Origin of the sequence: Ensifer sp. 4252 (assembly GCF_050434565.1) — a bacterium.
Taxonomy (GTDB): domain Bacteria; phylum Pseudomonadota; class Alphaproteobacteria; order Rhizobiales; family Rhizobiaceae; genus Ensifer.
This window is the reverse complement of the sequence record NZ_JBNDIU010000025.1, coordinates 1-25,111: the sequence shown is the minus strand read 5'-3', so window position 1 is coordinate 25,111 and position 25,111 is coordinate 1. Positions and strand designations below refer to the sequence as shown.

At 59.9% G+C, this 25,111-nt stretch carries 22 protein-coding genes and 1 pseudogene; 10 read left to right on the top strand and 13 right to left on the bottom strand.

Annotation, left to right across the window (positions count from 1 at the left end):
- Positions 1-2: 2 nt before the first annotated feature.
- Positions 3-1,007 (bottom strand): UbiA family prenyltransferase, encoded by a 1,005-nt coding sequence (locus ABIE33_RS30295; RefSeq protein ID WP_429131937.1) that lies wholly within the window; start codon positions 1,005-1,007, stop codon positions 3-5.
- A gap of 26 nt (positions 1,008-1,033) precedes the next feature.
- Entirely contained in the window at positions 1,034-2,596 is a 1,563-nt protein-coding gene (locus ABIE33_RS30290) for a glycosyltransferase family 39 protein (RefSeq protein WP_429131935.1), read from the bottom strand.
- Between the two features lie 364 nt (positions 2,597-2,960).
- Here ABIE33_RS30290 and ABIE33_RS30285 point away from each other — a divergent pair.
- Positions 2,961-3,504, top strand: a pseudogene (locus ABIE33_RS30285) (IS110 family transposase); the annotation flags it as partial.
- Between the two features lie 53 nt (positions 3,505-3,557).
- On the opposite strand, the gene ABIE33_RS30280 reads toward ABIE33_RS30285, so the two are convergent.
- Positions 3,558-3,854, bottom strand: a complete 297-nt coding sequence (locus ABIE33_RS30280) for a hypothetical protein (protein ID WP_429131933.1) — start codon at positions 3,852-3,854, stop codon at positions 3,558-3,560.
- Between the two features lie 292 nt (positions 3,855-4,146).
- Positions 4,147-5,400 (bottom strand): ATP-binding protein, encoded by a 1,254-nt coding sequence (locus ABIE33_RS30275; RefSeq protein ID WP_429132041.1) that lies wholly within the window; start codon positions 5,398-5,400, stop codon positions 4,147-4,149.
- 301 nt (positions 5,401-5,701) lie between these two features.
- On the opposite strand from ABIE33_RS30275, the gene ABIE33_RS30270 reads away from it, so the two are divergent.
- Positions 5,702-7,465, top strand: coding sequence for an ATP-binding response regulator (locus ABIE33_RS30270; RefSeq protein ID WP_429131931.1), 1,764 nt, complete (start codon positions 5,702-5,704; stop codon positions 7,463-7,465).
- Positions 7,466-7,785: 320 nt separating this feature from the next.
- On the opposite strand, the gene ABIE33_RS30265 is transcribed toward ABIE33_RS30270, so the two are convergent.
- Positions 7,786-9,294 carry a winged helix-turn-helix domain-containing tetratricopeptide repeat protein gene (locus ABIE33_RS30265; RefSeq protein WP_429132039.1) on the bottom strand — a complete coding sequence of 503 codons (1,509 nt, stop codon included), beginning with the start codon at positions 9,292-9,294 and terminating at the stop codon, positions 7,786-7,788.
- 137 nt (positions 9,295-9,431) lie between these two features.
- Here ABIE33_RS30265 and ABIE33_RS30260 point away from each other — a divergent pair, with 137 nt between their 5' ends.
- The 5 genes from ABIE33_RS30260 (at position 9,432) to ABIE33_RS30240 (ending at position 12,161) form a co-directional block, all read left to right on the top strand.
- On the top strand, positions 9,432-9,689 hold the full coding sequence (locus tag ABIE33_RS30260) for a DUF1127 domain-containing protein (RefSeq protein WP_429131928.1): 258 nt from the start codon (positions 9,432-9,434) through the stop codon (positions 9,687-9,689).
- A gap of 11 nt (positions 9,690-9,700) precedes the next feature.
- On the top strand, positions 9,701-10,885 hold the full coding sequence (locus ABIE33_RS30255) for an MFS transporter (RefSeq protein WP_429131926.1): 1,185 nt from the start codon (positions 9,701-9,703) through the stop codon (positions 10,883-10,885).
- Positions 10,886-11,174: 289 nt separating this feature from the next.
- Positions 11,175-11,423: a DUF982 domain-containing protein gene (locus tag ABIE33_RS30250; RefSeq protein WP_429131924.1), complete on the top strand. Its 249-nt coding sequence runs from the start codon at positions 11,175-11,177 to the stop codon at positions 11,421-11,423.
- Positions 11,424-11,425: 2 nt separating this feature from the next.
- Entirely contained in the window at positions 11,426-11,827 is a 402-nt protein-coding gene (locus ABIE33_RS30245; protein WP_429132038.1) for a WGR domain-containing protein, read from the top strand.
- A gap of 55 nt (positions 11,828-11,882) precedes the next feature.
- Positions 11,883-12,161: an HU family DNA-binding protein gene (locus ABIE33_RS30240; protein ID WP_429131922.1), complete on the top strand. Its 279-nt coding sequence runs from the start codon at positions 11,883-11,885 to the stop codon at positions 12,159-12,161.
- Positions 12,162-12,328: 167 nt separating this feature from the next.
- On the opposite strand, the gene ABIE33_RS30235 is transcribed toward ABIE33_RS30240, so the two are convergent.
- Both ABIE33_RS30235 and ABIE33_RS30230 read right to left on the bottom strand, forming a co-directional pair.
- A complete protein-coding gene (locus tag ABIE33_RS30235; RefSeq protein WP_429131920.1) occupies positions 12,329-12,547 on the bottom strand; it encodes a hypothetical protein in 219 nt (72 codons plus the stop codon).
- 26 nt (positions 12,548-12,573) lie between these two features.
- Positions 12,574-14,520, bottom strand: a complete 1,947-nt coding sequence (locus ABIE33_RS30230; protein ID WP_429131918.1) for a hypothetical protein — start codon at positions 14,518-14,520, stop codon at positions 12,574-12,576.
- A 495-nt stretch (positions 14,521-15,015) separates the two neighbouring features.
- On the opposite strand from ABIE33_RS30230, the gene ABIE33_RS30225 reads away from it, so the two are divergent.
- Complete coding sequence (locus ABIE33_RS30225) at positions 15,016-16,413, top strand: MATE family efflux transporter (RefSeq protein ID WP_429131916.1); 1,398 nt, start codon at positions 15,016-15,018, stop codon at positions 16,411-16,413.
- Between the two features lie 96 nt (positions 16,414-16,509).
- Here ABIE33_RS30225 and ABIE33_RS30220 read toward each other — a convergent pair whose 3' ends face one another.
- Complete coding sequence (locus ABIE33_RS30220) at positions 16,510-17,139, bottom strand: TetR/AcrR family transcriptional regulator (protein ID WP_429131914.1); 630 nt, start codon at positions 17,137-17,139, stop codon at positions 16,510-16,512.
- Positions 17,140-17,305: 166 nt separating this feature from the next.
- Between ABIE33_RS30220 and ABIE33_RS30215 the strand changes: the two genes are divergently transcribed.
- Positions 17,306-17,695 (top strand): RidA family protein, encoded by a 390-nt coding sequence (locus ABIE33_RS30215; RefSeq protein WP_429131912.1) that lies wholly within the window; start codon positions 17,306-17,308, stop codon positions 17,693-17,695.
- 46 nt (positions 17,696-17,741) lie between these two features.
- Here ABIE33_RS30215 and ABIE33_RS30210 read toward each other — a convergent pair whose 3' ends face one another.
- The 4 genes from ABIE33_RS30210 to ABIE33_RS30195 form a co-directional block, all read right to left on the bottom strand.
- Positions 17,742-19,337 carry a DHA2 family efflux MFS transporter permease subunit gene (locus tag ABIE33_RS30210; RefSeq protein WP_429131910.1) on the bottom strand — a complete coding sequence of 532 codons (1,596 nt, stop codon included), beginning with the start codon at positions 19,335-19,337 and terminating at the stop codon, positions 17,742-17,744.
- The gene (locus ABIE33_RS30205; protein WP_429131909.1) at positions 19,334-20,365 is read right to left on the bottom strand and encodes an HlyD family secretion protein; all 1,032 of its coding nucleotides are present in this window, start codon (positions 20,363-20,365) and stop codon (positions 19,334-19,336) included. Before ABIE33_RS30205 ends, ABIE33_RS30210 begins: the two co-directional genes overlap by 4 nt.
- A 91-nt stretch (positions 20,366-20,456) precedes the next feature.
- Positions 20,457-20,840 carry a cupin domain-containing protein gene (locus tag ABIE33_RS30200; RefSeq protein WP_429131907.1) on the bottom strand — a complete coding sequence of 128 codons (384 nt, stop codon included), beginning with the start codon at positions 20,838-20,840 and terminating at the stop codon, positions 20,457-20,459.
- A gap of 101 nt (positions 20,841-20,941) precedes the next feature.
- Entirely contained in the window at positions 20,942-21,694 is a 753-nt protein-coding gene (locus ABIE33_RS30195) for an SDR family oxidoreductase (RefSeq protein ID WP_429131905.1), read from the bottom strand.
- A 249-nt stretch (positions 21,695-21,943) separates the two neighbouring features.
- On the opposite strand from ABIE33_RS30195, the gene ABIE33_RS30190 reads away from it, so the two are divergent.
- The gene (locus ABIE33_RS30190) at positions 21,944-23,539 is read left to right on the top strand and encodes a winged helix-turn-helix domain-containing tetratricopeptide repeat protein (RefSeq protein ID WP_429131904.1); all 1,596 of its coding nucleotides are present in this window, start codon (positions 21,944-21,946) and stop codon (positions 23,537-23,539) included.
- 50 nt (positions 23,540-23,589) lie between these two features.
- On the opposite strand, the gene ABIE33_RS30185 is transcribed toward ABIE33_RS30190, so the two are convergent.
- On the bottom strand, positions 23,590-24,912 hold the full coding sequence (locus ABIE33_RS30185; RefSeq protein WP_429131902.1) for an MATE family efflux transporter: 1,323 nt from the start codon (positions 24,910-24,912) through the stop codon (positions 23,590-23,592).
- Positions 24,913-25,111 lie beyond the last annotated feature (199 nt).

The following is a 25,111-nucleotide window of genomic DNA, read 5'->3' as shown; positions in this document are numbered from 1 at the left end:
CCTCATCTCAGCACAGGAAGGGACAGGAACGAGGGCGTGGCGATGAAATCGAGAAAGGGCATGTCAACGAATGTTGCGAAGATGAAAACGGCAAGGCAGGCGGCCAACATGACGTCGAGGCGGCGTGAATGGAAGAGACGCTCGGGACGCTGGACGACCGAGCCAGGCCGGGCAGCAAGCCAGATGTAGACGGCGAAAAGACCGCTCATGAAGGGAAACACCAGAATGTATTCCACTCGGTACTTGACCAGGAATATTCCGGTCAGGAATGCGGTCATCATCGCGTATACGAAGCAGGAAACCAGCAGGCTTTCTTCCGTGTAGTAGTGAAAAGAACGCCGATACTTGCTCAGCACCTCGATCCCCGCGGTTTGGGCAATGTCCCGGTACTCCCCGAGCCGCTTGGCCGCCATCAGAAATGCCCCGGCCATCCAGTAGGCAGCAAGGACGCTGACAGGCGGTAGCGTCAAGCCATCAACGATTGCCCACCCCAGCAGAAAGCGGATCGGGTTGTTTAGGCACTCCATCAGCACGTCGAGGTAAGGTTTGTCCTTCAACCGCATCGGACGCACGTTGTAGAGCACTCCGGATGCAAGGAAGGCAATGGAAGTGAGGAAGAACAACGTCCCCACGATATAGGCAAGGAAAAGCCCGGTAATTGCGAGGAAAAGATATTCGCCGTAGACGAGGCCTGGCTCCAAGGCCACCACAACGGCGCGCCGCTTCGATTTGGTCGGGTGGGCGGCGTCATGTTCTCGGTCGAGCCACTCGTTGATGACGTAGTTCGCCGAAGCAATGCAAATGGCGCTTAGAAGGCCGAGCGGTACTTTAAAGACTAGATTGGCGAAAATCGGGGGCTGCAGGGCCAAAGCCAGGACAAGGCCAGGCAGAATGAACACATGCTTGGTCATGTGATCAAACCTGGCGAGCGAAAGATAGTCCGCGAGCTTCCCTGGTGGAGCTGGCAATGCGTCGGTGACTGGTATGCTTTCCTGTTTCGTAGGCATGGAAACCTCCGATCTGGAACCCTTGTTCAGTTGGAACGCTGCTGTTTGCCAAGGGCTGTTGCATCCGCTTGGTAGATTCGACCATCCGCTTCAGTGCGGATCAGCCTTAGATTGGCCCGCTCGACAAGCTCCGGCTCGCTTGCGCGATAGAAACGCCAGTCGATTGCATCGAAGAATACCACATATGCATTTCTTTCCAGTAGGGATTGCCGGAACCGTTGAAGCTGTTCCTCAAATGAACCTTCATCGCTTTCCATCCCGGTGCGCCTGGCGCTGTGTGATGGTGTCCATTGTGCCGCTCGTTTCGTGAGAAAATTCAACGCGTCGCAGCCATTGGAAAAAATCATCGCATCGGCAGGCAAGGCACGGACGGCTTCAATGGTAGGTGAAGTCCTCCAGGAATGACTTTGAAAGCCGACGCCTTGATCAAAAGCTTCGGCGGTTTGCACCATGCTGCGAAGCACATTGATGGCAAGGAAGAGCGCGAGGCCCGTCACGACAACACCGCGGCGTATTTTGGCGTGGTTCGAATGATCGCTGAACCTGGCTGCCGCGACGACAAGCACGAACACCAACCCGATATAGAAGGGCAGGGCGTAGCGGCTGTTGAGCTGAAGGTTTGCCTCGATCAAGACCGAAAGAACAATGAGTGCAGCGTAGAAGACGTTGAAGAAGCCAAAAAAGAGTATCACGATGTCTTGTCGCGACGGCTGGGGCTGCCCCCAGCTACGCGATGCGGCACGGGCAAGGGCGAAAATCGCGGCGCCGATCGCGATCAGGAGTAATGCCAGGCGGGCTATCTGCGGGATTTGGGTGGGTAACAGAAAGCTTGAAAGGATAGATAATCCGTTGAGCCAGCGCTCGCTGTCCGCGTTGCCATAGAACCATAGCTCACGCCCCACAGCGCGGCCGACAATCAGCTTGCTGCCGACAGCCCAGAGCAGGAAAATTCCTGCGCTCACCACGAATAATGTGGTCGCGTCGAAGATCCTTTCGGCCAGCGTCCGCTGGCGATTGTAGAAGAGCATGATGACAGCAAAAGATGCACCGATCGGTGGGGCTACGAAGCGAGCGAGCATGGCAAGACCGAGCGACAAGGACGCCAGAGCAAGAGAACCTCGATCCCGCTTGCGCATATAGGTGAGAAAGTAAGTCACGGAGAAAAGCATGAGCGCAAGGAACAGCGGCTCGGACATTGCAATCGTGTTGATCCAGAGAAATGTCGGATTGATGACAATCAAGAGCGTCCCGATTGTAGCAAGAAGCGGTCGGTCTGGAAGCGCATATCGGAACAGGTGAAATACGAGTAGCGTATTTGCTATGCACAACACAAAGCCGACGGCCAATGCTACGTACTCCAACTTTATTCCGACCAGATGGCCAGTGCTGAGTATCCACGGGTAGAGAGGCGCATCGTAGGGGGTGCTGACGATCTGCATATAGCGCGTAGTGTCCGGCAAGATGCCAATTCCATGTCGCGTGTTGGCAATGAACAGGAGCGCGGCCAGGATCGAAAATGCCCAAGGAAGAGCGTCGATACCGAAAAGAACCGACCCGTCTCCGCCCCTCGCGATGCGCAGATTAGCCATGAAAGCCCCCGTGTTCGCGCAGAAGTAGACATGCATTGTTGCGATGTTAGCAACGTCGAATATACGTTTCTTGCTCCCAAGACTCAAGGCAGGCGGCAGGGACGCCCTCCGTTTGAACGCTTCCCTCAGCACCCGGTTTTACGTTGATCCTTCAGCCAACTGCTTTCTGCTGCCCATGTCGCGTTCGCATGGCTGAAACAGATGGTTTACTGCTCCACGATCGCCATTCCGGAATGGTTTCTTGATATCGAGTTCGACGAACTCAAAAGCGAATTTGAGACTCGGATTGGGCAAGAGGACCGCGTCCGCGGCAAGTTGCCTACGTCGGAATAGAACCTAAGCTGGATTCGGGGTTGATGTTTCGTTGAAAGATACGGCGATCTCGATCCGAGAGGATCGGGAAGCGGATATGGCGGGGGAAGGGTGCTTCGGATCCAAAGGCTCTGGCACAGGTGATCCGCAAGCATGCCCCGAATGCCAAGCGCGTCGTATTCGAGACGGGACCGCTGTCGACGTGGTTCTATCACGCACTCACGGCGGAGGGAGTGCCCGCCATCTGCATCGAAGCACGTCACGCGCAAAACATATTGAACGAGACGCTCAACAAGACCGATGCCAATGATGCGGATGGCTTGGCCCAACTGACCGAAGCCGGCTTTTACAAGGCGGTCCGGGTAAAGTCATTTGACAGTATGCTGACGCGCACGCTGGTCGGGGCCCGCAACCAGCTCCTGAGTATCTCAATCCAGCTGAGCAACCAGATCCGCGGCCTGATGAAAACATTCGGCCTCATTGTTCCCAACGGAAGGGGTAGGGTGTTTGATGGCAAAGTGAGGGAGCTATTAGCTGGGAATGACGACCTTGCAGCGATCATATTGCCTCTGTTTGAGGCGTGGCGCGAGTATCGCGAGGCACGCCGGCGCGGGCTGTTCACGCTTGTGAATGGCATTCGTTGACGACGTCAATATGCTCTCCGGCGTAAGGATGTCGAACGGGATGATGCAAGCCCCTCATAACGCAGGGCGACGACAAGATGCGCCTCTGGGTCGGTATCCGGCTGATGACGCGGAGTATCAAGATTCCACCCATCCGCCTGATAGACTTTGTGGCGATCGCCGATCTCCGTGAGCGTGATCGGCATCGGCACGTTCAGATCATAGGCGTTGATCAGCTCGGCATAGCCAATGGGTATTGGCAGCCAGCGGCCATGAAAAACAATTACGTCTCGTGAAAAAGGCTCCTGCTGCCCAAACTCCATGAAATCCGATTCATGCTCATGAACAATGATTCCTAAGAGACAATTTCATGAAAAACGATAACATCCAATGCAGATAAACGCCGTCCTTCGCGGTCATGGCTGGCGGGTGCCGCCTGGAGTAGTACTGATCCGCTTCGGCTGGCGGTATGTTGACGATCGTTAAACCAGCCTAGCCATTCGAAGTCGGGCGCATTCAACAGCTTCGAAGTTGCGCCACGGCCCGCGTCGACTGGGTCACGCGCACCTGTCTCGGGACCATGTTTGTAAGTTCCATAACAAGTCTTACGCGATTTTACATCGTCCACAGGACCGAAAGTGGTGCGGCGTGCAATTTTTCGCCGAATGGCGTCACCCGGTCGTGATCGTGCAGGACGATCCCGTGCAAGAAGCGGTCACCCACCGCCTCCTGCAGCTGACGCAACCCTTTGAAGTCCTCACTCTTGACCGTCGAAGATGCCTTGACTTCGATGCCGACGACACGGCCGCGCCGATCCTCAACAATAACGTCGACCTCGGTCTGATCTTTCGTCCGATAGTGGGAGAACGAAAGTCGACGTTCGGACCATGACGCAAGCTTCATGAGCTCGGATACCACGAAGCTCTCGAGCAATGGACCGAAACGGGTTCTGTTTTCACGGATGGTGTTGGCATCGTCTTCTCGGAGGGCAGCAAGCAGTCCAGTGTCGAGAAAATGCAGCTTCGGTGTTTTTACCAAGCGGCTCAGCCGGTTGTTGGACCATGGCGCGAGCGTTCGGACAAGGAAGAGCCGCTCGAGGATTGCGACATACTTCTGCGCGGTGACACTCGATAGTCCGAGGGCCGAGCCGAACCCACTGTGATTGACTAACTGTCCCGCATGCTCTGCCAGGACTTTAAGGAGGCGCGGCAACCTGCCCAACTGATCGATGTTGGCAATGTCGCGCACGTCTCTGTCAAGGATAAGCGCGACGTAATCTTCAAGCCATGCGGTGCGCCGGGCGGGCTGTGTTCTGCGCACGACCTCAGGGTACCCTCCACGTACAACTGTCTCCAGAAGGTCATCGCCGAGGACAAGTTCGTCCGCGATCACGGGCACCTCCCCCGCAAAAATGCGATCGAGAAAGCGGCCTGGGGTAGATCGGATTTCTGCTTGTGCAAACGGTAGCAATGATATCAGGGCCATGCGCCCGGTAAGAGAATCTGCCACCGCTGGCACGGTGGCGAGGTTCGCTGAGCCTGTAAGCAGGAAGCGGCCGGGTTCATCGCTGCGATCGACGCTTTCCTTTATTGCCAGCATCAATTCGGGCGCGCGTTGGACTTCATCGATAACCGCGCGGCCGAGACCGCGGACGAAGCCTACTGGGTCAGATTTGGCGGCGCTGAGTGTGCCGGCATCGTCGAGGGTATAATATGGTCGCTCGGGGCCTGAGAACTGTCGCGCAAGCGTGGTCTTGCCGGCTTGCCTTGGTCCTGCGACTAGCACGACACGCGTATCGGACAGCGCCGTCTCGACCATAGAGCGGGCCTTGCGTGTAATGAGCGTGTTCGGGCGATTTGATTCAGTCATGCGTCCAATGTTAATTCTATTCGCGTCCAATTTAAAGTGATATCCCGTCCAATTTAAAATGCACTCCATACCGGCGGGGCCGGTGATGTGGAGATGGTGTCGGCCTGTTCTGATCTGCCCGGAGACGATCACATGATCGTCGGCAAGAATGGCGGCGAGCGGGTGTTTCATCTCGCCACCCTCCATGAAAGGTTCGGCGCAAATTCTTTGGCCGCCAACCTATGGGAAACAAGTTTCCGATAAATCAATCGTCCGGGGACGGGCCGCCGGACGATGTCCCTCCGGCATCTGGAGAGGGCTAATGCACGAAGACAAGATCCGCCAGGCTCTGATCGAGCTTCTGTATCGCAGCTCCTATGGCGTGGTCATCTCCAACGTCGTCATTTCTGGCGCGGCCGTGTATGTCCTTCGAAATGCCGTATCCGCGAGTTGGCTGGCCGGATGGGTTGGCGCGCTCTATCTGCTCATCGTCCTGCGTGTCGTTGCCTCCCGCCGTTTTTTCAGCCGCCCAAGGGATTCCCGGTCCATCATGCGGTGGGCCTGGCTCGCAGCCGCATTTACCTGGGCGTCCGGCCTGCTGTGGGGCGCGCTCGGCTGGGTCGGCTTCCTTCCGGATGCGCCCATTGTCCTTTCGTTCACGGTTATCGTGCTGACCGGTCTTGTCTGCGGCACGGTGCCGTCTCTTTCGGCCTTTCCGCCCGCGCTCATCGGCTCAATCCTTGTAACGGTCCTGCCGATCGCCGTGCGATGCATTCTGACGGACAGCGATATTTCCGGCGCTTTCCTGTTCCTGCTCTCCTCCCTTGTGGCGATCAACTTCTACTACTGCCGCATCACCTACCGGATGTTGCGTGAAACCGTCAGCCTGCGACTGGAAAACGAGAGTCTCGTCGGCCACCTGCAAGAGGAACGCGATCGGGCACAGGCAGCAGACCGCGCCAAGACACGATTTCTGGCAGCCGCCAGCCACGATCTGCGGCAACCGATCCATGCGTTAAGCCTGCTTGTTTCCACGCTTGCAATATTGGGGCAGCGTGGAAACGTCCCCTCCGGCGATGCTCGCGAGCTGGCAACGAGGGCGAAATCCGCCGTCAGCAATCTCAGCGGACTGCTGAATGCGCTGCTCGACATTTCCCGGCTTGACGCCGGCATCGTCACGATCGCAAACGAGACAGTATCGTTGCGCGACCTTTTTCGCGATCTTCGTGACGAGTTCGCCTCAGAGGCACACCAGCGCGGCCTTGACTGGCGGATCGTCGACAGCGACTTGCTGATTGACAGCGACCCGATGATGCTCCGACGGATCCTCAACAACCTGTTGTCGAACGCGTTCCGCTATACAAAAGCGGGCGGCGTCCTCCTTGGCTGCCGCAGGCACGGCAATTCGGTCGAAATCCAGGTCCTGGATACCGGCCCCGGCATCCCCGCCGATCAGCAAGCGGTGGTCTTCGAAGAATTCATGCAGTTGCAGAACCCCGCAAGGGACCGCACGCAAGGTCTTGGCCTGGGTCTTGCCATCGTTCGCCGTACGGCCGAGCTGCTGCAACATCCCCTAAGATTGGTTTCGGTGCCCGGACGCGGCTCGATGTTCTCGATCACGGTTCCGAAGGCCCGCTCGGCAGGATCTCCTCTGCAACCCGGCCGGCCTTCTCCCGCGGCGGGCATCACGGCCGGCATCATACTGGTTGAGGACGAGAAGGACGTATCCGACGCCATGGTGCGGCTCCTCACCCTGGAGGGGCACCGCATCTATGCCGGCCGCTCCGCAGAGGAGGTGCTCAGACTCCATTCGGAAGTCTTGAGGGCCGGCAGCGCGCCGGTCGATCTTATCGTTGCCGATTACCGCCTTGAGCATGGCGCCACAGGTTTGGATGCGATCCAGACCCTCTGCGACCACATCGGCCGCCACGTTCCGGCAATCATCGTTACGGGCGACACCTCGCCATCGCGACTCAAGGAGGTTAGCGCAAGTCGCGCGCGCATTCTGCACAAGCCCATCACCGGAGAGGAACTACGCGAGGCGATCCATGCCGCCTTGGAGGGCTTCGCGCCGGAATCCCACTGACCACCGAGGCAATAAACGAGCACACCAGGCGTCGGCAGCAATGCTGCCAGAGTCTCGTTAGCGCGGCTTGGCCGGTTCGCCTCAGCAGATTCAGGACCGCAACGGACAGGGACCGGGAAGATTAGCCCCGGCAGCCGCTCCGCTTGATCGAGGGGTCGTGTCAGTCAACCTCGCAGCACCCGGCCCCCTCACCGACCCGGTCTGGCACGCGACCGTGCACGGCCACAAGCAAGTTCATGCGCAAAAAACCCGGCGAGGTTCTCGTCGGGTTTTTTGCTACGCTCAGGGTGAATGGCCGTTTGGGAGATCACGCCCGCGTGTCACTCCGGGAGCCCCGCCTTGCGGTAGCCATCAACGAAATGCTCAAGCGTCGCAGCATCGCGGAATGGCTCCGTCTCGGCCCAGTGGCGGATTGTGAACTTCGGGTTGCCGACGAGGAATAATTCAACCTCTGCGCGAGCTTCATCGAGCCGGCCCAGTTGAGCAAGGCTTGCCGCCAGGAAACGGCGTGAACTTCTACGGTACGTCTCTTCCCTGCGCAGCGTCGCGACAGCGGCATCGTACTCGCCGGCCGCGTACTGGGCCTGGCCGAGCGTCAGATAGTACCAACTCGGCGGAAACGGGTTCAGCCGGAACGCCTTGTGAATGTGCTCAAGACCTTCCTCCACGCGCCCTGCCAGGACGGCGACGTCGGAAAGCGCTGCCCAGGTGTCGGCCTCGTTCGGGTCGAGCTCGATCGCCTTGGCGAATTCCCGATCCGCTTCGTCGAAGCTGTGTTCATAGGCAAGCAGGTACGCGAGGACCCAGCGACTGCCGGCATCGTTGGGATCGAGCGCTACGGCTTTGCGCGCCAGTTCCAACGCAACGCTACGGTTAGCTTCGGTTGGTCCGCCAGAATGCACCCATCCCATCCAGTGGTTCATGGCAAGCCAGCGATAAGGCTCGGCGTAGCCAGGATCGAGCGAAACCGCGCGTGTGAGCATCAGATGCGCTTCCTGCGCCGTCTGCGGTGAATCATCCATCAGCTTGCGCGCCCGCACGCAGAGATCGTAAGCCTCGAGATTATTGGGTCGGTTGCGCGACGGCGGTGCGCGCAACCGGCCGAGCAAGGCCTCCACGATCTTGCCGGTGACCTCGTCCTGAACGGCAAAGATATCCTCCAGGCTGCGATCGAAGCGTTCGGCCCATAGGTGTTCGCCACTCACCGCGTCGACCAGCTGGGCGTTGATGCGGACATGCCCGGCGGCGCGTCTTGCGCTGCCCTCCAGCAGGTAGCGCACGCCAAGATCCTCAGCGATCCCGCGCACGTCCATCGCCTTTCCTTTGTAGGCAAAGGCCGAGTTGCGCGCGATGACGAACAGGCCGGAGACCCTGGACAGGTCGGTGATCAGGTCTTCGGTTAACCCATCCGCAAAGGATTCCTGCTCAGGATCGTTGCTGATATTCACGAAGGGCAGCACGGCTATCGATGGTTTGCTGGGCAGAGGCAGAGGTTTTCGCTTTGCGCCATTTAGCTGCTCGATGGCCCTGGTGAAGCGGTACCCGACGCGCGGAACCGTCGAGATCCATTCACCGCCGTCGGCAGCCGGACCCAGCAGCTTGCGCAGCTGCGCGATCTGGACGGTGAGGTTGCCTTCCTCGACGGCCGTGCCCGGCCACGCCGCATCCATCAACTCGGCCTTGCCCAGGATTTCGCCGGGCCGTCCGACGAGTGCGGCAAGCAGCTTTAGCCCGCGGTGGCCAACGGCAACGGGATCATCGTTCCGAAGGAGCGTTCCCGCATCCGGATCAAGCACGAACGGACCAAAGGCAAAGCGCGATCCCTGCATGCGGCGCATCTATAGTCCGTTTGGAAGTTTTTGAGAACTATTTGGGAGGGCTTAATTACGACGCCGTTCGTATCCGGCAAACTCCATCCTCTTTCGGGTCGAGGGCCGCTGGCCGCTCAAACCATATGGAGGCTGCCATGAACGATACTCCCACCCTTGCGTCGGCCCCGCATCAGGCAACGCCCGCGGGGCCGGCGCAAGTGTCGCGTCGGCACTACAGCCCGGCGACTCTGCGAAGCATTATCGCGGCCAGGGGCGAGCGGATACGCTTTCGCTGGGAACTTGAGCAAAAGTTGAAAGACGATCCGCATTTGATCGATGACATCGGTCTGGCGAGACGGCAGCTCGAGACAGAGATCGCCAAGTCCTTCTGGCAAGTATCAAATCCTTTATAAGGCGACGTTTCATGACTGCCGAAAGCACGACATCAGCGCGCGAGGATCGGATCCCATGGGCCGCGATGGCTGGCATCATCGCGACCGTCACGGTCTTCGCCGTGGCACAGGGGCTGACCTATCCGCTGCTAAGCTTCATCCTTGAGCGGCAGGGGATGACACCCGCCCTGATCGGGCTGTCGGCGGCGATGACGCCGCTGGGTTTCATTGTATCCGCGCCTTTCATTCCGGCGTTGACGCGGCGGATGGGCGCGCCACGGCTTGCGATCCTGTGTTCGATGCTGGCCGCGCTCACCCTGATCGCGATTGGCTGGGCACAGGAAGTATGGGCCTGGATGCCACTGCGCTTGCTGCTCGGCTTTTTCGCCAATCCGCTTTACGTGATCAGCGAAACCTGGCTGCTCTCGATCACGCCCGCGCCACGCCGTGGCCGCATCATGGGCCTCTACTCGTCGATCGTTTCCGGTGGCTTTGCCATCGGTCCGCTGTCACTCGGCTTGGTTGGCACGCAGGGTTGGCCGCCCTTCATGATCGGCATCGTCGCCTTCCTTCTCTGCGGCCTGATCGTTCTTGCGGTCGTGCCGCGCCTGCCTGACATGCCGAATGAAGGTGAGGCAACGTCGGTCGGTGGCTTCTTCGCACTGGCACCGCTCCTGTTGTTCGCGGTTTTCGCTGCTGCCGCCTTCGAGCAAATCCTGCTTTCCCTGTTCGCGGTCTATGGCGCCGCGCTCGGCAGCACCGAAGAGCGCATCGCTTCGCTCATCACCTGTTTCATCGCGGGCAATGCCGTGCTGCAAATCTTGCTCGGGCGCATGGCCGAACAATTTGGCTCGAGGCGGACCATGTTATTCTGTGCGCTCGCCTCGCTAGCCGGCTGTCTGCTGCTGCCGTCGTTCTTCAGCTCGTGGCTCATCTGGCCGCTCGTTTTCGTCTGGGGCGGGGTTTCGTTCGGGATCTACACCATGTCGCTGATCCAGCTCGGCGAGCGTTTCGCCGGTCAAGCCTTAATTGCAGGCAACGCCGCCTTCGCGATCCTATGGGGTACCGGCGGCATCGTGGGCTCGCCCACCACGGGACTGGCCATGCAACTGTTCGGGCATCAGGGGTTGCCATTGTCCCTTGGCCTGCTGTGCTGTGTACTGGTGGTACTGCTGATGACGGAGTTGAAGGGTTTGCGACAAGGCTCGATGTCCTGAATCTGGACCGCTTGTCAGCGGCAGACACCGCCAACTCAGGGCCGAACTGGCCAGGGCCGGCAAGCCAATCGGACCCTAGACCAATTGATTGCTGGCCATGCCCTCACAAGGACTGATCCTGGCCACCAACAAAGGACGAGAACTCGAAAGAGTGCCTGGCTTGCGTCTCGAAGATTGGGCGGCCGCCTGACAATGGAAAGCATGCCCGATTGCTAGGGGCTCTTGCCTGGCCGGAGGAAGGAACAAACTTACAAGATAGGCGTTCTGCGGCGAAGCGGAGGCAACGCAGATGCAAGGTATCAATTGGGATCACCCCGTGAGGGTCGGTGCAAAAGGTGAGCGGTGTATCAACGGGCCACAGGATGCGCTGCAGTATCTAAGTGAATGGCCGCAGGGCGGATGGTTCTACGAACGAGCCAGAAACCGCTGCCACGCCGCGCTGGAGCGCGGCGAGAGCCTTGGGCTCTCGCGCAAGGCCTTCATTGGCGCGGCTATCGAATGTTCATTCCCGATCGCAGAGGACGAGATCTCCTCTTGAGTGTGGGGTTCGGCTACGCCGACCTTCACATCAACGACGTGAATCGGTTCGCCACGACCGATTCAAAACTCTCATTGGACGCGGATTCTCCGACGCGCGATGCTGCGTTCATGACCCAGCAGTGCTCCAACCTCTATTTTCAACGGATAGACCCCAGCCGAAACATGGCGCGCTATTATGCGCTTTCGATACAGCCCACGCTCTTTGGCGAAACCTCTCTTATCCGCGCCTGGGGGCGCATTGGTACGCTCGGCCAGGAGATGAGCCATCACTTCGCATCCGAGGCTGACGCTATTGCTCTCCTTCTGCAAATCGCCCGCAGAAAGAGGGCGAAAGGCTATGTTGCCAAGGCAATCTGTGGAAAATCGCCTGAGGAGGCGGGTGTTGTTGCGCAAGGCCGATGACATCGGCGCCATTCGGGCAAAGTATCCTTTCGTCAAAAACGAGGAGGAACAACTTTTGACCACCACAACCGAAATCGCAGAAAAGATCGCCGGTGAGCATGGCCTGACGAAGGCTCAAAGCAAAGCCGTCGTTGAATCCGTGCTTGCAGCGATCTCCGCCGCCTCGGTCTCCGGCAACGAGACCTCCCTGCCCGGCTTCGGCAAGTTCAAGGTCAAGGACACACCTGAACGCGAAGCCCGCAATCCGGCAACCGGAGCGACCATCAAGGTCGCGGCAGCCAGGAAGGTATCCTTCGTACCGGCAAAGGCTCTGAAGGACGCACTCAACAAGTAACGCCGCAACTCTTGGCCCCGCCTTCCGGCGGGGCCACTTGAACTCGCTTAGGCTCTGCGTCCAGGCAACAGCAGAACCCGATGCCACGGGGCTTCTCAGCCGCACGCGTTTAAGCGCCACCGCCGCTGCGCACCATCGTCGAACGCAGTGAAGACGTCCGGACCGCCTTACCCGTCGAACCGGCCGTTCGAGATGTCCTCGGCCGACGTCACGGAAACCGCGACGCTGACACCCTTGATAACCGCGCCTCCGGCCCTTTGGAGATCAACGACGGTCTGAAGGGCGCCTTTGACCGGCACCGTCATCGGCGCGACGGTCCCTGCCTCCAGGTCAACAATGTAAAGTCCCTCTTCGCCAGCGAAACCTAAGATCGCAAGTTTTGCCATGCACATTCCCCCGCTCGGTTTAATTTCTAGAAGCCTGCCTTCTTGAGGCCCTCACGATAGATGTCTTTGTGCCATTTTTCCTTAATCGGCACGATCGACAACCAGTTTTCGACATCAAAGTCGGGATGGGTTTCCCGGGCTCTGGTAACGAACACATGTGCTTTGTCGCGGTGGCCGAGCATGGCCCAGCTCGCGGCCGCCAACCGGTCGGCGAGGCTGCCATCTGCCATTCTATCGATGTAGCCAATCGCCGCCTCGAAACGGCCGAGACCGTAGCAGGCGCCCGCCGCCGTCCACAGGTAGGAATCCGGGCTTATGGGATTGAGTTCGATGGCGCGCTCGATGGTCCGACACGCGGTATCCAGACGCGAACAGTGGGCCAAGGCGTCGGCGTGGTCGGCGATGATATCCGCGTAATGCGGGCTTAGCGTCTCGGCCAGTTGCAAAGTCTCGACACTTTCGTCGAGAGCACCCTGCAGCAGCTTTGCAACCCCAAGCTCGCGGTAACCATCCGCCATGTCGCTGCTTGTCTCAATGGCCTGCAAGGCATAGGTCTCCGCCGACTTCAGCAAATCCGCCTCGCCTCGCGCCGTCAGAAGCCACTCCTCCGAATAGGTTCGTGCAAGCGAGCTGAGCGCCGGCGCGAAGTTGGCGCTTTCCTGCAAAACCGCTTTCATCTCCTTTCGGGCACGACGCAGGTTTGGCAGCGTCAAGCGGTCGAAAAACCGCCGTCCAAGCAGATAGCGGTGATACGCGGCCGGGTTCCGATCGAAATTGGAGCGCGTGATCCTGTGGCGCTCGATTTCGCTCGCGACCGAAAGTGCCAGGCGCCCGGATATGTCACGCCTGTTTTGCGCGAAGCGCGCGCCATCAAGGCTGAGCCGCTCCGCCCAGACAATCTCGCTCGTGGGAAGAAACACGAGCTGTGTGAACAAGGAAAGCGCCTCGTCCACACCGCTCAACCGCGTCTCGAGCACATAGGTCAGGCCATGATGCTCAAGCATCGCGAGCTGGTCTTCAGTTTTGCGGCTTATCTGCAGGGCGGAGTAAGGTGCGAGCACCTGAACGCTATTCAGCACACAGAAGCCAATGGTGATGTCTTCGAGAAGCGAGGCTACGATCATCGCTGCGGCGGGTTCGCGGCTGTAGTTGCTGGGCGGGAGCAACGCCAGGCGCGGCGGGCTAGGCCTTGGATGTTCCGTCAGTTCAGCGGGATTGATTATCTCGACATTTGTCGCCCGCGCCGCGATCTTGGCTGGCGGGAACGATTGTTTTTCCCTCGTCCAGGATGCGAGCATCTCGTTTCGCCGTTCAAACGTGCGCCTGAGATGCTCAACCTCTCCCTGCACATCGTAGGCCTGCAGCAGAAATTGGGGTGCGATCTGGTCGTTTGAGCCCGAGAGAAGGACGAGAAGCGCTGCCTGTTGGACGACGGCACGCTGGTCAGCTGTCTCGGCCAGGGATGCCATCAGTCGCATGGCATGATCGAGAGCTACAAGCTGACGCTCTCGCTGCTGCGCTAGCCAGTGATCAAACAAAGAATTTTGAAGGTCGATTTTATCCAGAAAAGCCGATCGAAGCCGATCAACAAGCACCTTGAGTTCATCGAACGAGCCTTCAGGCTCGGCTATCCCAAACAACGAAACATCGCAGATGATCGAGGATGACTTGAGCTCGATCCCATGGTTCGAAAAAACAAGAAAATGCACATTGAGCTCGGATTGACGACCTTTGATCCGCGAGATCAACCTGCGAAGATTGGTAAAAGCGGTGGATGGTGTTCCCCTGCCCCAAAGCAGCTCCGCAACCTCCATTCTCGTGACGGTTCGACGGCCTGTGGAAAAAAGGTAGGCGAGGATCACAAGCGCCTTTGCGGGGAACGGGATGGCGTGCCCATGCTCATCGAGCAACTCCAGACCGCCAAATGTCCGCAGGCGGAAGATCGCCGACTGTGGTTCGCCGCCTGAATCCAATCGCTCCACCTCTGTCAGATTTCCACACGACCCTAAGTTGAAGTAGGCGGAAAGTCACGCCGAAGTCAACTTACAGTATCAGGGCGCAACGACGAACTCAAAGTCGAAAAGCTTCACCCGTTTGTCCCGATCAATAACGCAGTATCACGTCGCAATCAGCGAAATGAGCGGGTTTGATGCGTCCACCCGACATGATGATCCATCAGGAACGGGGCAGAGCTGCTAGCATGCATTCGCGCGAAAACGACCGTACCGAACAAGCTCAAAGCAGCGCTGGCTGAAAAGCGCCGGACCCGCCGCCTTGATAGATCTAAGAATTTGACATCCGGACCGGCAGGCGGATAAAGCTCGGCTAAGGTATCGGGCACCTGCCGCCTGCGGACGCAAGTCACGGTGAAGCCCGACGATACTCATCTTCTCACCCTCGAAGCATTTCGTCGGTAGGTAAAGCAGGCTCCCTGTCAAATGCGAAATGCCTCATTTGAGGAGTGAGCGATGTCGTCCGGAGACGCACAACAAAACCCGTTCCTGACCGCTCCGATCGGGCGGCTCTTTATTACTAATGCTTTGCCGATGATGCTTGTCATGATGATGAGCGGACTATTGACCGTGGTTGATGCCGCCATCCTCGGGCATTTCATTGGTGCCGATGCCCTGGCTGCAGTCAGCATCGTCTTTCCAGCGGTGATGGTCACCATCGCATTGTCGGCGCTTGTCAGCGGCGGCATGTCCAGCCTGCTTGCCCGGCATTTAGGCGCAGGCGCGCGAGACATGGCGGCGGCAGAATTTGCGCGGGCCCACGGTCTAGCGCTCGTGATCGCGCTGGTGCTGATCTTTGCCTTCCTTGTGGGCGGGCGCACCGCCACCGGCCACATGGCAGGCGCCGAAGGCAACATCGCCGAAATGTCGTATCGCTACCTCCTGATCATGATCTGCGCGACGCCTGCGCAGTTTCTGCTGGGGTTGCACGCGGATGCTTGCCGCAACGAAGGCCGCGTGGGCCTGATGGCATTGATGTCGGTCGGTGTAACCTTCGCCAATATCGCGCTCAACTACGTGTTGATCGTCGAGCTCGATCTTGGCATTGCAGGATCGGCGTTGGGCACAGCGCTGGCCCAGGCCCTTGGATTGGCACTCCTGGTCGGGATGCGGCTACACGGCGTTTGGGTGATACCGCTCTCTTCGCTCGGGGCGCATAGTTGGGCCGGAGGCTGGCGGTCCATTGTGATGCTCGGCGTACCACTGAGCCTGAGCTTCATCGGCATCGCACTGGTTGCGGCAACGGTGATCGCAACATTGCGGCTGACCGCCGGCGCCAGCTACGCCGACACTGCTGCTGCCTACGGCATCGTCATGCGCATTTTCAGCTTTGCCTTCCTGCCGCTCATGGCGATCGCGCTCGCCACGCAAAGCATCGTCGGCAACAATGTAGGAGCCGGTTTTTATCAGCGTTCGGACAAGATGTTGCGCCTCGCTACAAGCGTTGCGTTTGCCTACTGCCTGGCGGTCGAACTCGTCTTGCTGAGCACAAGCAGCATGATCGGCGCGGACTTTGCGCGGGAGCGGTCCGTGGTGACCGAAGTCGGAGCTATCTTACGGCCGATGGTTTCTCTTTATCTCTTTACCGGGCCCATCCTGGTGTTCGCGCTCTATTTCCAGGCCGTGGGCCAGCCTGGCAGGGCGGCGGTGCTGACGCTCGTCAAACCGTTTGCGCTTAGCCCGCTGCTGATTGTCTGCTTCGGGGTCTTCGGCGACAGCACGGCGATTTGGTTTGCCTTTCCGGTCACAGATTGCCTTGTGGCCACCCTCGCGACAGGGATCCTTATCCCAATCCTGAAGAGCCCCGCCCCTGCAGGCGGCTTTGGGCTCAGGGTCCAAAGGATAGCGGTATGAGAAACCAAGCGGGGCCACATGAGGCCGGCAGCGTTGCCGGTATGTGATGACGCAAGGGAGCGATGTGGTGCCACGCGAAGTTTCGTGGCGCCAAGATCAACAATCTCGCGCAATTGAATTGGCCTGGGAACTTACGCGGCTTTTTTTGAGAAAGCCCGTGGCCAGCGCGTGGAAAGCGTCGACAGCCTTCGGCAGTACATCCTGCGGATCGTCACTGGCTGCAATCCAGAGGGCGGCATTGAGCGCAGCGCCGCTGAGAAGCCGGGCGGCTGCTTCCGCGTCCACCGGCTTGAGTATTCCCTGTGCGATGAGCCGCTCAACTGTGCGCTTGGTCGCCTGAAGACAGCTGCATTGGCTCGGCCATTGCGATGGATCGCCCAATACCGCCGGTCCGTCGAGCAGAACGATGCGTTGGACTTCCGGGTCAAGTGCCATCTCGATATAGGCGGCCCCTTCGGCCAGCAAACCCTGCCAAGTGTCCGCTGCACGGGCACCGACCTCCTGCGCGCGCGCGGCCATGTCGGAGTCGATCTGGTTGACGACCGCCGCAAGCAGGCCGCGCTTGTCGCCAAAATTATGGTAAAGCGCCCCTCGCGTGAGCCCGACTTCAGCTGTCAATTCGTCCATTGAAGCAGCGGAATATCCCTTTTCGGCAAAGGCTTTTCGCGCCGCCGCGATCAGCTTGACGCGGTTTTCCTCCATCGTCTCAACACGTCGTTTCGCCATCTTGCCCTCAAGTTCATATACGCTCCGTATATGAACTTGACATACGAGGCGTATTTGGACTATTTCACATACGCACCGTACATGAAATGAGTGAGCATGGAAAGCGGTTGAAGCGTAGCCATCCGCTCACTGGATGCGGCCAAATGACAGCAAGGCGAGATCAAAGATGACAAAGCGCGAAGTAATCTTTCCCGCAAACCGACACGCTCTTTATGAGGAACACGGTTATTCGGCCGCCATTCGATCCGGAGACCTATTGTTCGTCTCCGGCCAGGTTGGTAGCCGTAGCGACGGAACGCCGGAACCTGATTTTGAACGTCAAGTCCAACTGGCCTTCGAAAACCTCAAGGCGACACTGCATGCGGCCGGCTGCACATTCGACGATCTTGTCGATGTGACGACTTTCCACACGGATCCCGAGAACCAGTTCGCAACGATCATGGCCGTCAAGCAACAGATTTTCAGCAAGCCACCTTACCCGAACTGGACCGCAGTCGGTGTGAATTGGCTCGCCGGCTTCGATTTCGAGATCAAGGTCATTGCCCGGATCCCCTAAGGATCCGCCGGCGCTGCAGCGGGTCAGGGCCTGACCCGCTGCGGGGCTACTCACGAAGCTGTCTAACGCGTGCCTTTGCATATCGGGACAATCCGATCTTGATGGCGACCAGCACCGGGGCGGCAACCAGAAAAAGCAGTGCGACGGCGTTGAAGGCGGTGTCGAAGGCAATCACCGTCGACTGGCCTGTCACGGCCCGGCCCAAAAGGCTCATCGCTGTCCGGCTTGCGGCGCCTGCTTCCATCCCTTTCGCCATCAGCGTGGCTGTCGTGGTGTTCAGCCGTTCGAGCACCGCGGTCTCCCCTGCGGTCACGTCGGCGGCAAGCACGGCGACATTGTCGGCGAAGTTATGGTCGATCAATGTCTGGAGGCCCGCGACCCCGATCAGTCCACCAAGCTGGCGACCGGTATTGAAGAGGCCGATCCCGGACGCGAGATTTCGGCTGTTGAGGTTGCTGAACGCAATCAGGGTGATCGATAGAAACAGGAAGCCCAGACCCAGACCCCGCAACAGGACCGCTGCCATCATGTCGTCCGCGCCACTCTCGCTGGTCGAACCCGACAGCATCCACATCGCCACCATGATCATCAGAATGCCAAAGGGCACAGTGGCGAAAGGAGGAAGGTGGCGAACCTGTATGAGAAAGGCCGCCAGCAGGAGCGCGCCGATGAAGAGTGCGGCGCTCGGCAACAGGAGCTGTCCGGCGTCGGTGGGCGTGAACGCGAGGACGGACACGGCAAATGACGGGATGAGAAAGGCGCTCCCGAACAGCGCAGCACCGGCAACAAAGCTTACGATGAAGGCGAAGCTGAAATCCTCCGAGCTGAACAGCGTAAAATCGAGCAGGCCCTGACCTTTTGCCAGCACCTGTTGGCAAAGAAACGCCAGCAGTGTGGCCATGCCAATCACCGTTAGCCACAGGATGCGCGGCTCCTCGAACCAATCCCACCGGCTTCCCTGACTAAGGACATACGTGAAGCAGAAGAGCGCGACGGACATCAGTGTAAAACCGATCCAGTCAAACGGACGACGCGCCGTTTTCATGGGCATTGGCTCGTCTGCGATCAGCAGAAGCCCGGCGGCGCCAAGCGACACCGGAACGACGCTGAAGAATATCCATGTCCAGGATTGACTGTCGAGCAGCCACCCCTGAAGCGCCGGGGCGATTGTCGCTGCTGCGACAACAGCCCCCATGGCAAACAACGCTTGCAGGATTGGTTGGCGACTACTGGGATAGGCGAGGAAAATAATTGCCTGGCCACCAACCAAAAGCGTGCCGCCGGAGAAGCCCTGAATTATTCGAAGGATGACCAGCAAGTCCAAGCGAGCCGTCATGGCGGCAATGCCGCAGGCCATGCCCATGGCAAGTGTCGAGGCAATGATCAGGCGCAGGGGATGGATACGGCTGAGCAGCCAGGGTGCTGTCATGAAACCGATCAGCTTGAAACTGGTGTATCCGACATCCAGCCAGGCGAACTCGTCTGGTGTTGCATAGGTGTCGCCGATGATGTCACCACGCCCGAGCGATAGAACGCTGCTGGCGACTGCTTCAGTCAGTGCGGCAAGCACGATGCCCGTGACAAGAAGCACTCCAGCCGTCGATCTCTCATGGCTCAGGCTCGCACTGACGGCCATTGTCATGACCCGCTCCCCAGATCGATCGCGACACGCGCGGAAAGGCCGGGAACCAGACGACCGAGCAGCGGATTGCCGACAAGGCGGATCTTCACCGGAACACGCTGGACGACACGAACGAAGTTGCCTGTCGCATTGTCTGTGGGAAGCAAGCTGAAGGCCGAGCCGCTGCCCGGAGCGAAGCTGTCGACGACACCTTCAAGCTTTTCGTTGCGGTAACCGTCGATGGTGATGCGGACGCGCTGGCCAGGGTGGATATCTTCGAGCTGGGTCTCCTTGAAGTTCGCCACGATCCACACCCCGGCGACGGGAACGATATCGAGCAAGGCATTTCCCGGCGCAACGAGCCTTCCGACGCGGACCTGACGGTTACCGATTACGCCGGCGACAGGCGCACGCACCACGGTGTCATCGAGATCGATCTGGGCGAGATCGTGCGCGGCCTCTGCCTGCGCTACGGCGGCGACGGCCGCCTCGCGCTGAGCGGCAAAGACCGTTAGGCGGTGCTGCTGAGCCTCGACGGTGGCGGATGCAGCCGCAACCCCCGCTTCCGCTCTTGATCGCGCGGTATCGCTTTCATCGACATGAGCCTGGCTGACTGTGTTGCTTCGAATGAGTTCGCGCCGGCGATCGTAGGCCTTGCTCGCCAGATCCATTTCGGCGACGGCCGAACGTCTCTGGGCCTCGGCCTGTCGAATGAGGGCGTGCTGAAGCTCGGTCTCCGCGTCGACATTGGTAAGGCGAGCCTCGGCATCGTCCACATTGGCGACCGCCTGGGCAAGCCGCGCCCTGTAGTCCCGATCATCGATCCGGAACAGCACCTGCCCTGCGGTTACGGTTTCGTTGTCATCAACCTCCACCGCCGTAACGTAGCCCCCGACTTTTGCGGCAAGCGAGGTCACATCGCCGCGCACATAGCCATTGTCGGTCGACGCCTCGCCGCTCGGTCGAGCCCAGGCCCATCCGCCAGCAACGGCTATCACGGCGCCGAGGCAGTCTGCGACGATGGCGGCTTTGTCCTCGAGCGAATCCATTTTCTCAGTTCCTGTTGGGTTAGGTGGCCGCGAGGCAGCCTTTCGATGGCAGTTGCCAAAGGCTGCCTGCGCGGAAACGCGTTCGATGCGTCTATTCGCCGATGGGCGTGGTCAGTTCCTTTTCACCGGTGTCGACGACGAAAACCGCGAGCAATCGCGCCGGCTTCGTGTCGCTGGCGTTTGCGCTTACTCCGTGACGAGCGCCGGGGTCCTCGTAGAAGTTCTCGCCGGCCTCGTAGACCCTCTCCGGCAACCCGTTGACGCTGCTGCGGATCGAGCCTTCAAGCACTGTTGCGTAGATGAAGGCGGAGTCCGGGTGTGTATGGCCGGGCGATGCGCCGCCCGGCCCGTATTCGACAAGCACGCCCTTCATGCTCTTGCCGGGCACATTCGGAAGGGCGTGGTCGAAGACGATCGTGACCTTGCCCCCGGGCCGGTCGGCGGCTGAGACCGCGGTGATCGAGAGCGTTCGCAAAGGCCTGGAGAAACCGCGTCAGCATTGTCGTTCTCCTTTGAGTGTTTCGTCGGACACAGCGCCGTGTCCCGCACGAGTGCTTGGTGCAGCCTGCGCAAGTCTCAGTGTGCGGCTTGCTGGCTGAGCCAGTCCTCGAAGTGGATCCTGCCGAGGCGCGGTTTCTCGCCTGGTGTCAGCGACTGATCGTTAAGCACGGCGCCGAAGTAGCGTGCGTGAACGTCGGGCACGACCTTGCGCGTGTCGCGCTTCGCCCTCAGGAAGCGCCGCACCAGTTCATCGAGCGGAACAGCCTCGGGGCCGGCCACTTCCACCGTGCCGTTGACGGGCGGGGCAAGAGCGACATCGGTGAGCGCAGCTGCCACGTCGTCGGACGCGATCGGCTGGAACAGTGCCGGCGACAGACGGATCTCGCCGTCGACGGTGGCCGATTGCGCAATGCCGTCGACAAACTCGAAGAACTGCGTAGCGCGCAGGATGGTGTAAGGAATGCCGGACGCCTTGATGAGGTTTTCCTGTGCGATCTTTGCCCGGAAGTAGCCGTTGTCCGGAAGCCGCTCGCTGCCGACGATCGACAGGGCAATGTGGTGGCGAACGCCCGCCGCAGCTTCGGCTGCCAACAGGTTACGACCCGAGGTCTCGAAAAACTCGAGGACTGCCTTGTCTTCCCAGACCGGCGCATTCGCCACGTCGACGACGATCTCGGCTCCATCCATCGCTGCCGCGAGGCCCTCGCGGGTAATGGTGTTCACGCCCGTGTTGGGAGAGGCTGGGAGCACGTCATGACCACGCTCGCGCAGGTTCTTCACGAGTTTCGATCCGATGAGGCCGGTGCCTCCGATAACGACGATCTTCATGGGTTTTCTCCGCTTTTCCGACCGCAACCATTGCCGTCTGTGCAAATGGAGAGTACCTGCGGGTATGTAGGAAGTCCTTGAGGCGGGCTTGAATTGTCCTTGAAGGACGCTTGAATATATGTCCAGGACGCTTGCCGGACCGACGCCATTGCGGGCGTGTGACGGGTCAGGCGTTCGCTATCGATGTCAGATATCATTCGTCAGTTGCCTCGGCCGCGCGCCGGTGGCGTGCGGTCAGGGATGCCGGCCTTGCAGTTCATTTTTGGAGACTACGTGCTTGATCAGCAGCGCAGGGAACTGACCTTGCTCGGGCAAGTCGTGGCCGTCGGACCGCAGGTCTTCGATCTTCTGCTGCACCTGGTGGCGAACCGCAACCGCGTCGTCAGCAAGGACGACCTTCTGGAGGCGGTGTGGAGCGGCCGGGTGGTCTCGGAATCGACGATCACCAGCCACATCAATGCGGTTCGCAAGGCCATCGGAGACAGCGGCGAGGAGCAGCGCCTGGTCCGCACGATCGCGCGCAAGGGCTTCCGCTTCGTCGGCGAAATCTCGGTCGATGAGACCGGACAGACAAAACAGCCGAGCGGGCCTGGTGCCACTGAGCAGACCTTAGGAAAATTTCAGCAGCAGCCGTCCGCGCTCGTTCTTCCCGAAAAGCCCTCCATTACCGTCCTGCCGTTCCAGCACCTGAGCGGCGATCCGGAGCAGGAATATTTCGCCGATGGCGTGGTCGAGGACATCATCACGGCGTTGTCGCGCATCCGCTGGCTGTTCGTCATCGCGCGCAATTCGAGCTTTACCTACAAGGGCCGGGCGGTGGATGTGAAAGAAGTCGGCCGGGAACTGGGCGTGCGCTACGTCCTGGAGGGCAGCTTGCGCAAGGCGGGCAACCAGGTGCGCATCACCGGTCAGCTGATCGACGCCACGACCGGGGCGCATCTTTGGGCAGAGCGCTTCGAGGGCGCGCTCGACAACATTTTCGAACTTCAGGATCAGATTTCGGCCAGTGTCGTCGGCGCGATCTCACCGCAACTCGAGCGCGTGGAAATCGAGCGCGCCAAGCGCAAGCCGACGGAAAGCCTCGACGCCTACGACTATTACCTGCGCGGCATGGCGAAGCTGCACATCGGAACCCACGAAGCGATCGAGACGGCGCTGGCCTTGTTTTATAAGGCAATCGAGCTCGATCCCGACTTTGCATCCGCCTATGGCGGGGCGGCCTGGTGCTATTTCTGGCGCAAGCTGAACGGCTGGATGGTCGACCGGAGCCAGGAGATCGCCGAAGGCGTGCGGCTGGCGCGGCTGGCCGTGGAACTGGGTCGTGATGATGCGGTGGCGTTGACGAGAGCTGGCCACGCGCTCGGGCATCTCGCCGGCGACCTCGACGGCGGCATCGCACTCATCGACAGAGCACGGTTGCTCAATCCCAACTTCGCCCCCGCCTGGTTCCTCGGTGCGGCCCTGCGCGTTTTCCGTGGTGAAACCGGCAGCGCAATCGAGGATCTCGCGCATGCTGTTCGTTTGAGCCCGTTGGATCCGGAAATGTTTCGAATGGAGGCCACCACTTCGCTCGCGCATTTTTTCGACGGGCGCTTCGATTCTGCCTCTGCCTGGGCGGAAAAGGCGCTGGGGAACCTGCCCAGCCTCCTGGTCGCCGTCGCCCTTCTGGCGTCGAGCCACGCGCTCGCGGGGCGGTTGGAGGAAGCGCGACAGGCGATGCAGCGCCTGCGCACGCTTGATCCGTCCTTGCGTATCGCCAATCTCAAGGACTGGCTTCCGATCCACCGCCCGGAAGATTTTGCGCGGTTTGCCGAGGGCCTGCGGCTGGCAGGATTACCCGAATGAACCCACCTGCTTGAATCGACGACGTCACTGCCCGCATCCAACGGTCAAGATCAGAGCTCCGCGAATATACGCTTCAGTTTGAGGCCCAATGTCGCCGCGCGAGCCAGCATCAAGACCATCATCCCGAGCCAGAGCCCGTGATTGCCCCAGAGTTGCTGGAGAATGTATGCCGCCACGAGGAAGACCGTCGTGGAGATCAACATGCTGTTGCGCAGTTCACGGGTGCGCATTGCGCCAATGAACACACCATCGAGCATGTAACTCGTCACCGAGATCAGCGGCAACACGACGACGTAGGGAAGAAAGTGGACGGCCGCCGTGCGAACATCCTCCTGGTTGGTCAATAGGGAAATGATCGAGGGACCAGCCAGCGCGTAGCAGAGCGAAAACAGGAGTGCCACCAGTCCGGACCACAGGAAAGCCGCCTTGATCACACGCCGAAGGGCTTGCTTGCGGCGTGCGCCGATGACGGATCCGACAAGGGTCTCGGTGGCATGGGCAAAGCCATCGAGGCCATAGGAGGTGATGCCGTGCAGGTTCAAGAGCACGGCGTTGGCCGCCAGGATCGCGTCGCCTTCCGCCGCCCCGCTTCGCGCAAACCAGCCGAAGCATACCAGTAGGAAGAGACTGCGCAGAAATATGTCTCGGTTGACGGCAATCAAGCTTCGAAAGGCGGCGCCATCCAAAAGCTCGCGCAACGCCAACGGTGGCCCTGCACTGAAGGGTCGGACGATCAACAAACCGGCGACGAAGGCGGCCCATTCGGCCATGGCCGTGCCCGCACCGATGCCGGCCACACCCCAGTCAAACACGAAGACCAGTGTCACTGTCGCCGCAAGGTTGATCACATTCAGCGCGATCTGCAGCGCGAGCGAAATCATCACCCGCTGCCGGCCGAGCAGATAGCCCAGCAGAACGAAGTTCCCGAGGGCTGCCGGCGCTGACCAGATGCGGGCCGAGGCATAGGCCACGGCACTCTCGTAGACCGCCTGGCTGCCGCCAAGGAGTGCCAGCCCGATTTCGATGATCGGCGTCTGCAGCACGATGATGATCGCGCCGGCGGCGGCGGCTATCAGAAGCGCCCGCAGAAGATGCTTGCGCATCAGCACGTCATCGTCTGCGCCTGACGCCTGGGCGACAAGGCCGGTGGTCGCCATCCGCAGGAAGCTGAAGCTCCAGAACAGGAAATTGAACAGAACACCGCTGAGCGCGACGCCGCCGAGATACCAAGGGCCGGGAAGATGCCCCGCCACCATCGTGTCGACCAGCGACAGCACCGGCTGCGCCAGATTGGCCAGGATGATCGGAAGCGCCAGCATGACCATGCGGCGGTTCCAGTTTTCCTGCAGCTCCGCAGGTGGCGAAATGTTCATCGCGCATTCGACCTTGGCGGAAAGACCCGCGCGACTGCACCTGTTTGCTTAAACATCTCTCACCCCAGCCGATCGGCCTGTTCACGTCGATAATGCCTGCGAATCGTCGTCTCGATTACCAGTCCATGACGACCTTGCCGGAATTGCCTGCGCGCATGGCCTCGAAGCCGTCGCGGAACGCGTCGATGCCGATGCGATG

Excerpts from the sequence above, each read along its gene's own strand:
- ABIE33_RS30270 (WP_429131931.1), top strand. The coding sequence starts at position 5,702 with ATGCACGAAGACAAGATCCGCCAGGCTCTGATCGAGCTTCTGTATCGC.
- ABIE33_RS30205 (WP_429131909.1), bottom strand. The coding sequence starts at position 20,365 with ATGGATTCGCTCGAGGACAAAGCCGCCATCGTCGCAGACTGCCTCGGC.
- ABIE33_RS30215 (WP_429131912.1), top strand. The coding sequence starts at position 17,306 with ATGACAAAGCGCGAAGTAATCTTTCCCGCAAACCGACACGCTCTTTAT.
- ABIE33_RS30210 (WP_429131910.1), bottom strand. The coding sequence starts at position 19,337 with ATGACAATGGCCGTCAGTGCGAGCCTGAGCCATGAGAGATCGACGGCT.
- ABIE33_RS30260 (WP_429131928.1), top strand. The coding sequence starts at position 9,432 with ATGAACGATACTCCCACCCTTGCGTCGGCCCCGCATCAGGCAACGCCC.
- ABIE33_RS30235 (WP_429131920.1), bottom strand. The coding sequence starts at position 12,547 with ATGGCAAAACTTGCGATCTTAGGTTTCGCTGGCGAAGAGGGACTTTAC.
- ABIE33_RS30185 (WP_429131902.1), bottom strand. The coding sequence starts at position 24,912 with ATGAACATTTCGCCACCTGCGGAGCTGCAGGAAAACTGGAACCGCCGC.
- ABIE33_RS30220 (WP_429131914.1), bottom strand. The coding sequence starts at position 17,139 with ATGGCGAAACGACGTGTTGAGACGATGGAGGAAAACCGCGTCAAGCTG.
- ABIE33_RS30290 (WP_429131935.1), bottom strand. The coding sequence starts at position 2,596 with ATGGCTAATCTGCGCATCGCGAGGGGCGGAGACGGGTCGGTTCTTTTC.
- ABIE33_RS30195 (WP_429131905.1), bottom strand. The coding sequence starts at position 21,694 with ATGAAGATCGTCGTTATCGGAGGCACCGGCCTCATCGGATCGAAACTC.
- ABIE33_RS30295 (WP_429131937.1), bottom strand. The coding sequence starts at position 1,007 with ATGCCTACGAAACAGGAAAGCATACCAGTCACCGACGCATTGCCAGCT.
- ABIE33_RS30280 (WP_429131933.1), bottom strand. The coding sequence starts at position 3,854 with ATGGAGTTTGGGCAGCAGGAGCCTTTTTCACGAGACGTAATTGTTTTT.
- ABIE33_RS30255 (WP_429131926.1), top strand. The coding sequence starts at position 9,701 with ATGACTGCCGAAAGCACGACATCAGCGCGCGAGGATCGGATCCCATGG.
- ABIE33_RS30225 (WP_429131916.1), top strand. The coding sequence starts at position 15,016 with ATGTCGTCCGGAGACGCACAACAAAACCCGTTCCTGACCGCTCCGATC.
- ABIE33_RS30265 (WP_429132039.1), bottom strand. The coding sequence starts at position 9,294 with ATGCAGGGATCGCGCTTTGCCTTTGGTCCGTTCGTGCTTGATCCGGAT.
- ABIE33_RS30250 (WP_429131924.1), top strand. The coding sequence starts at position 11,175 with ATGCAAGGTATCAATTGGGATCACCCCGTGAGGGTCGGTGCAAAAGGT.
- ABIE33_RS30275 (WP_429132041.1), bottom strand. The coding sequence starts at position 5,400 with ATGACTGAATCAAATCGCCCGAACACGCTCATTACACGCAAGGCCCGC.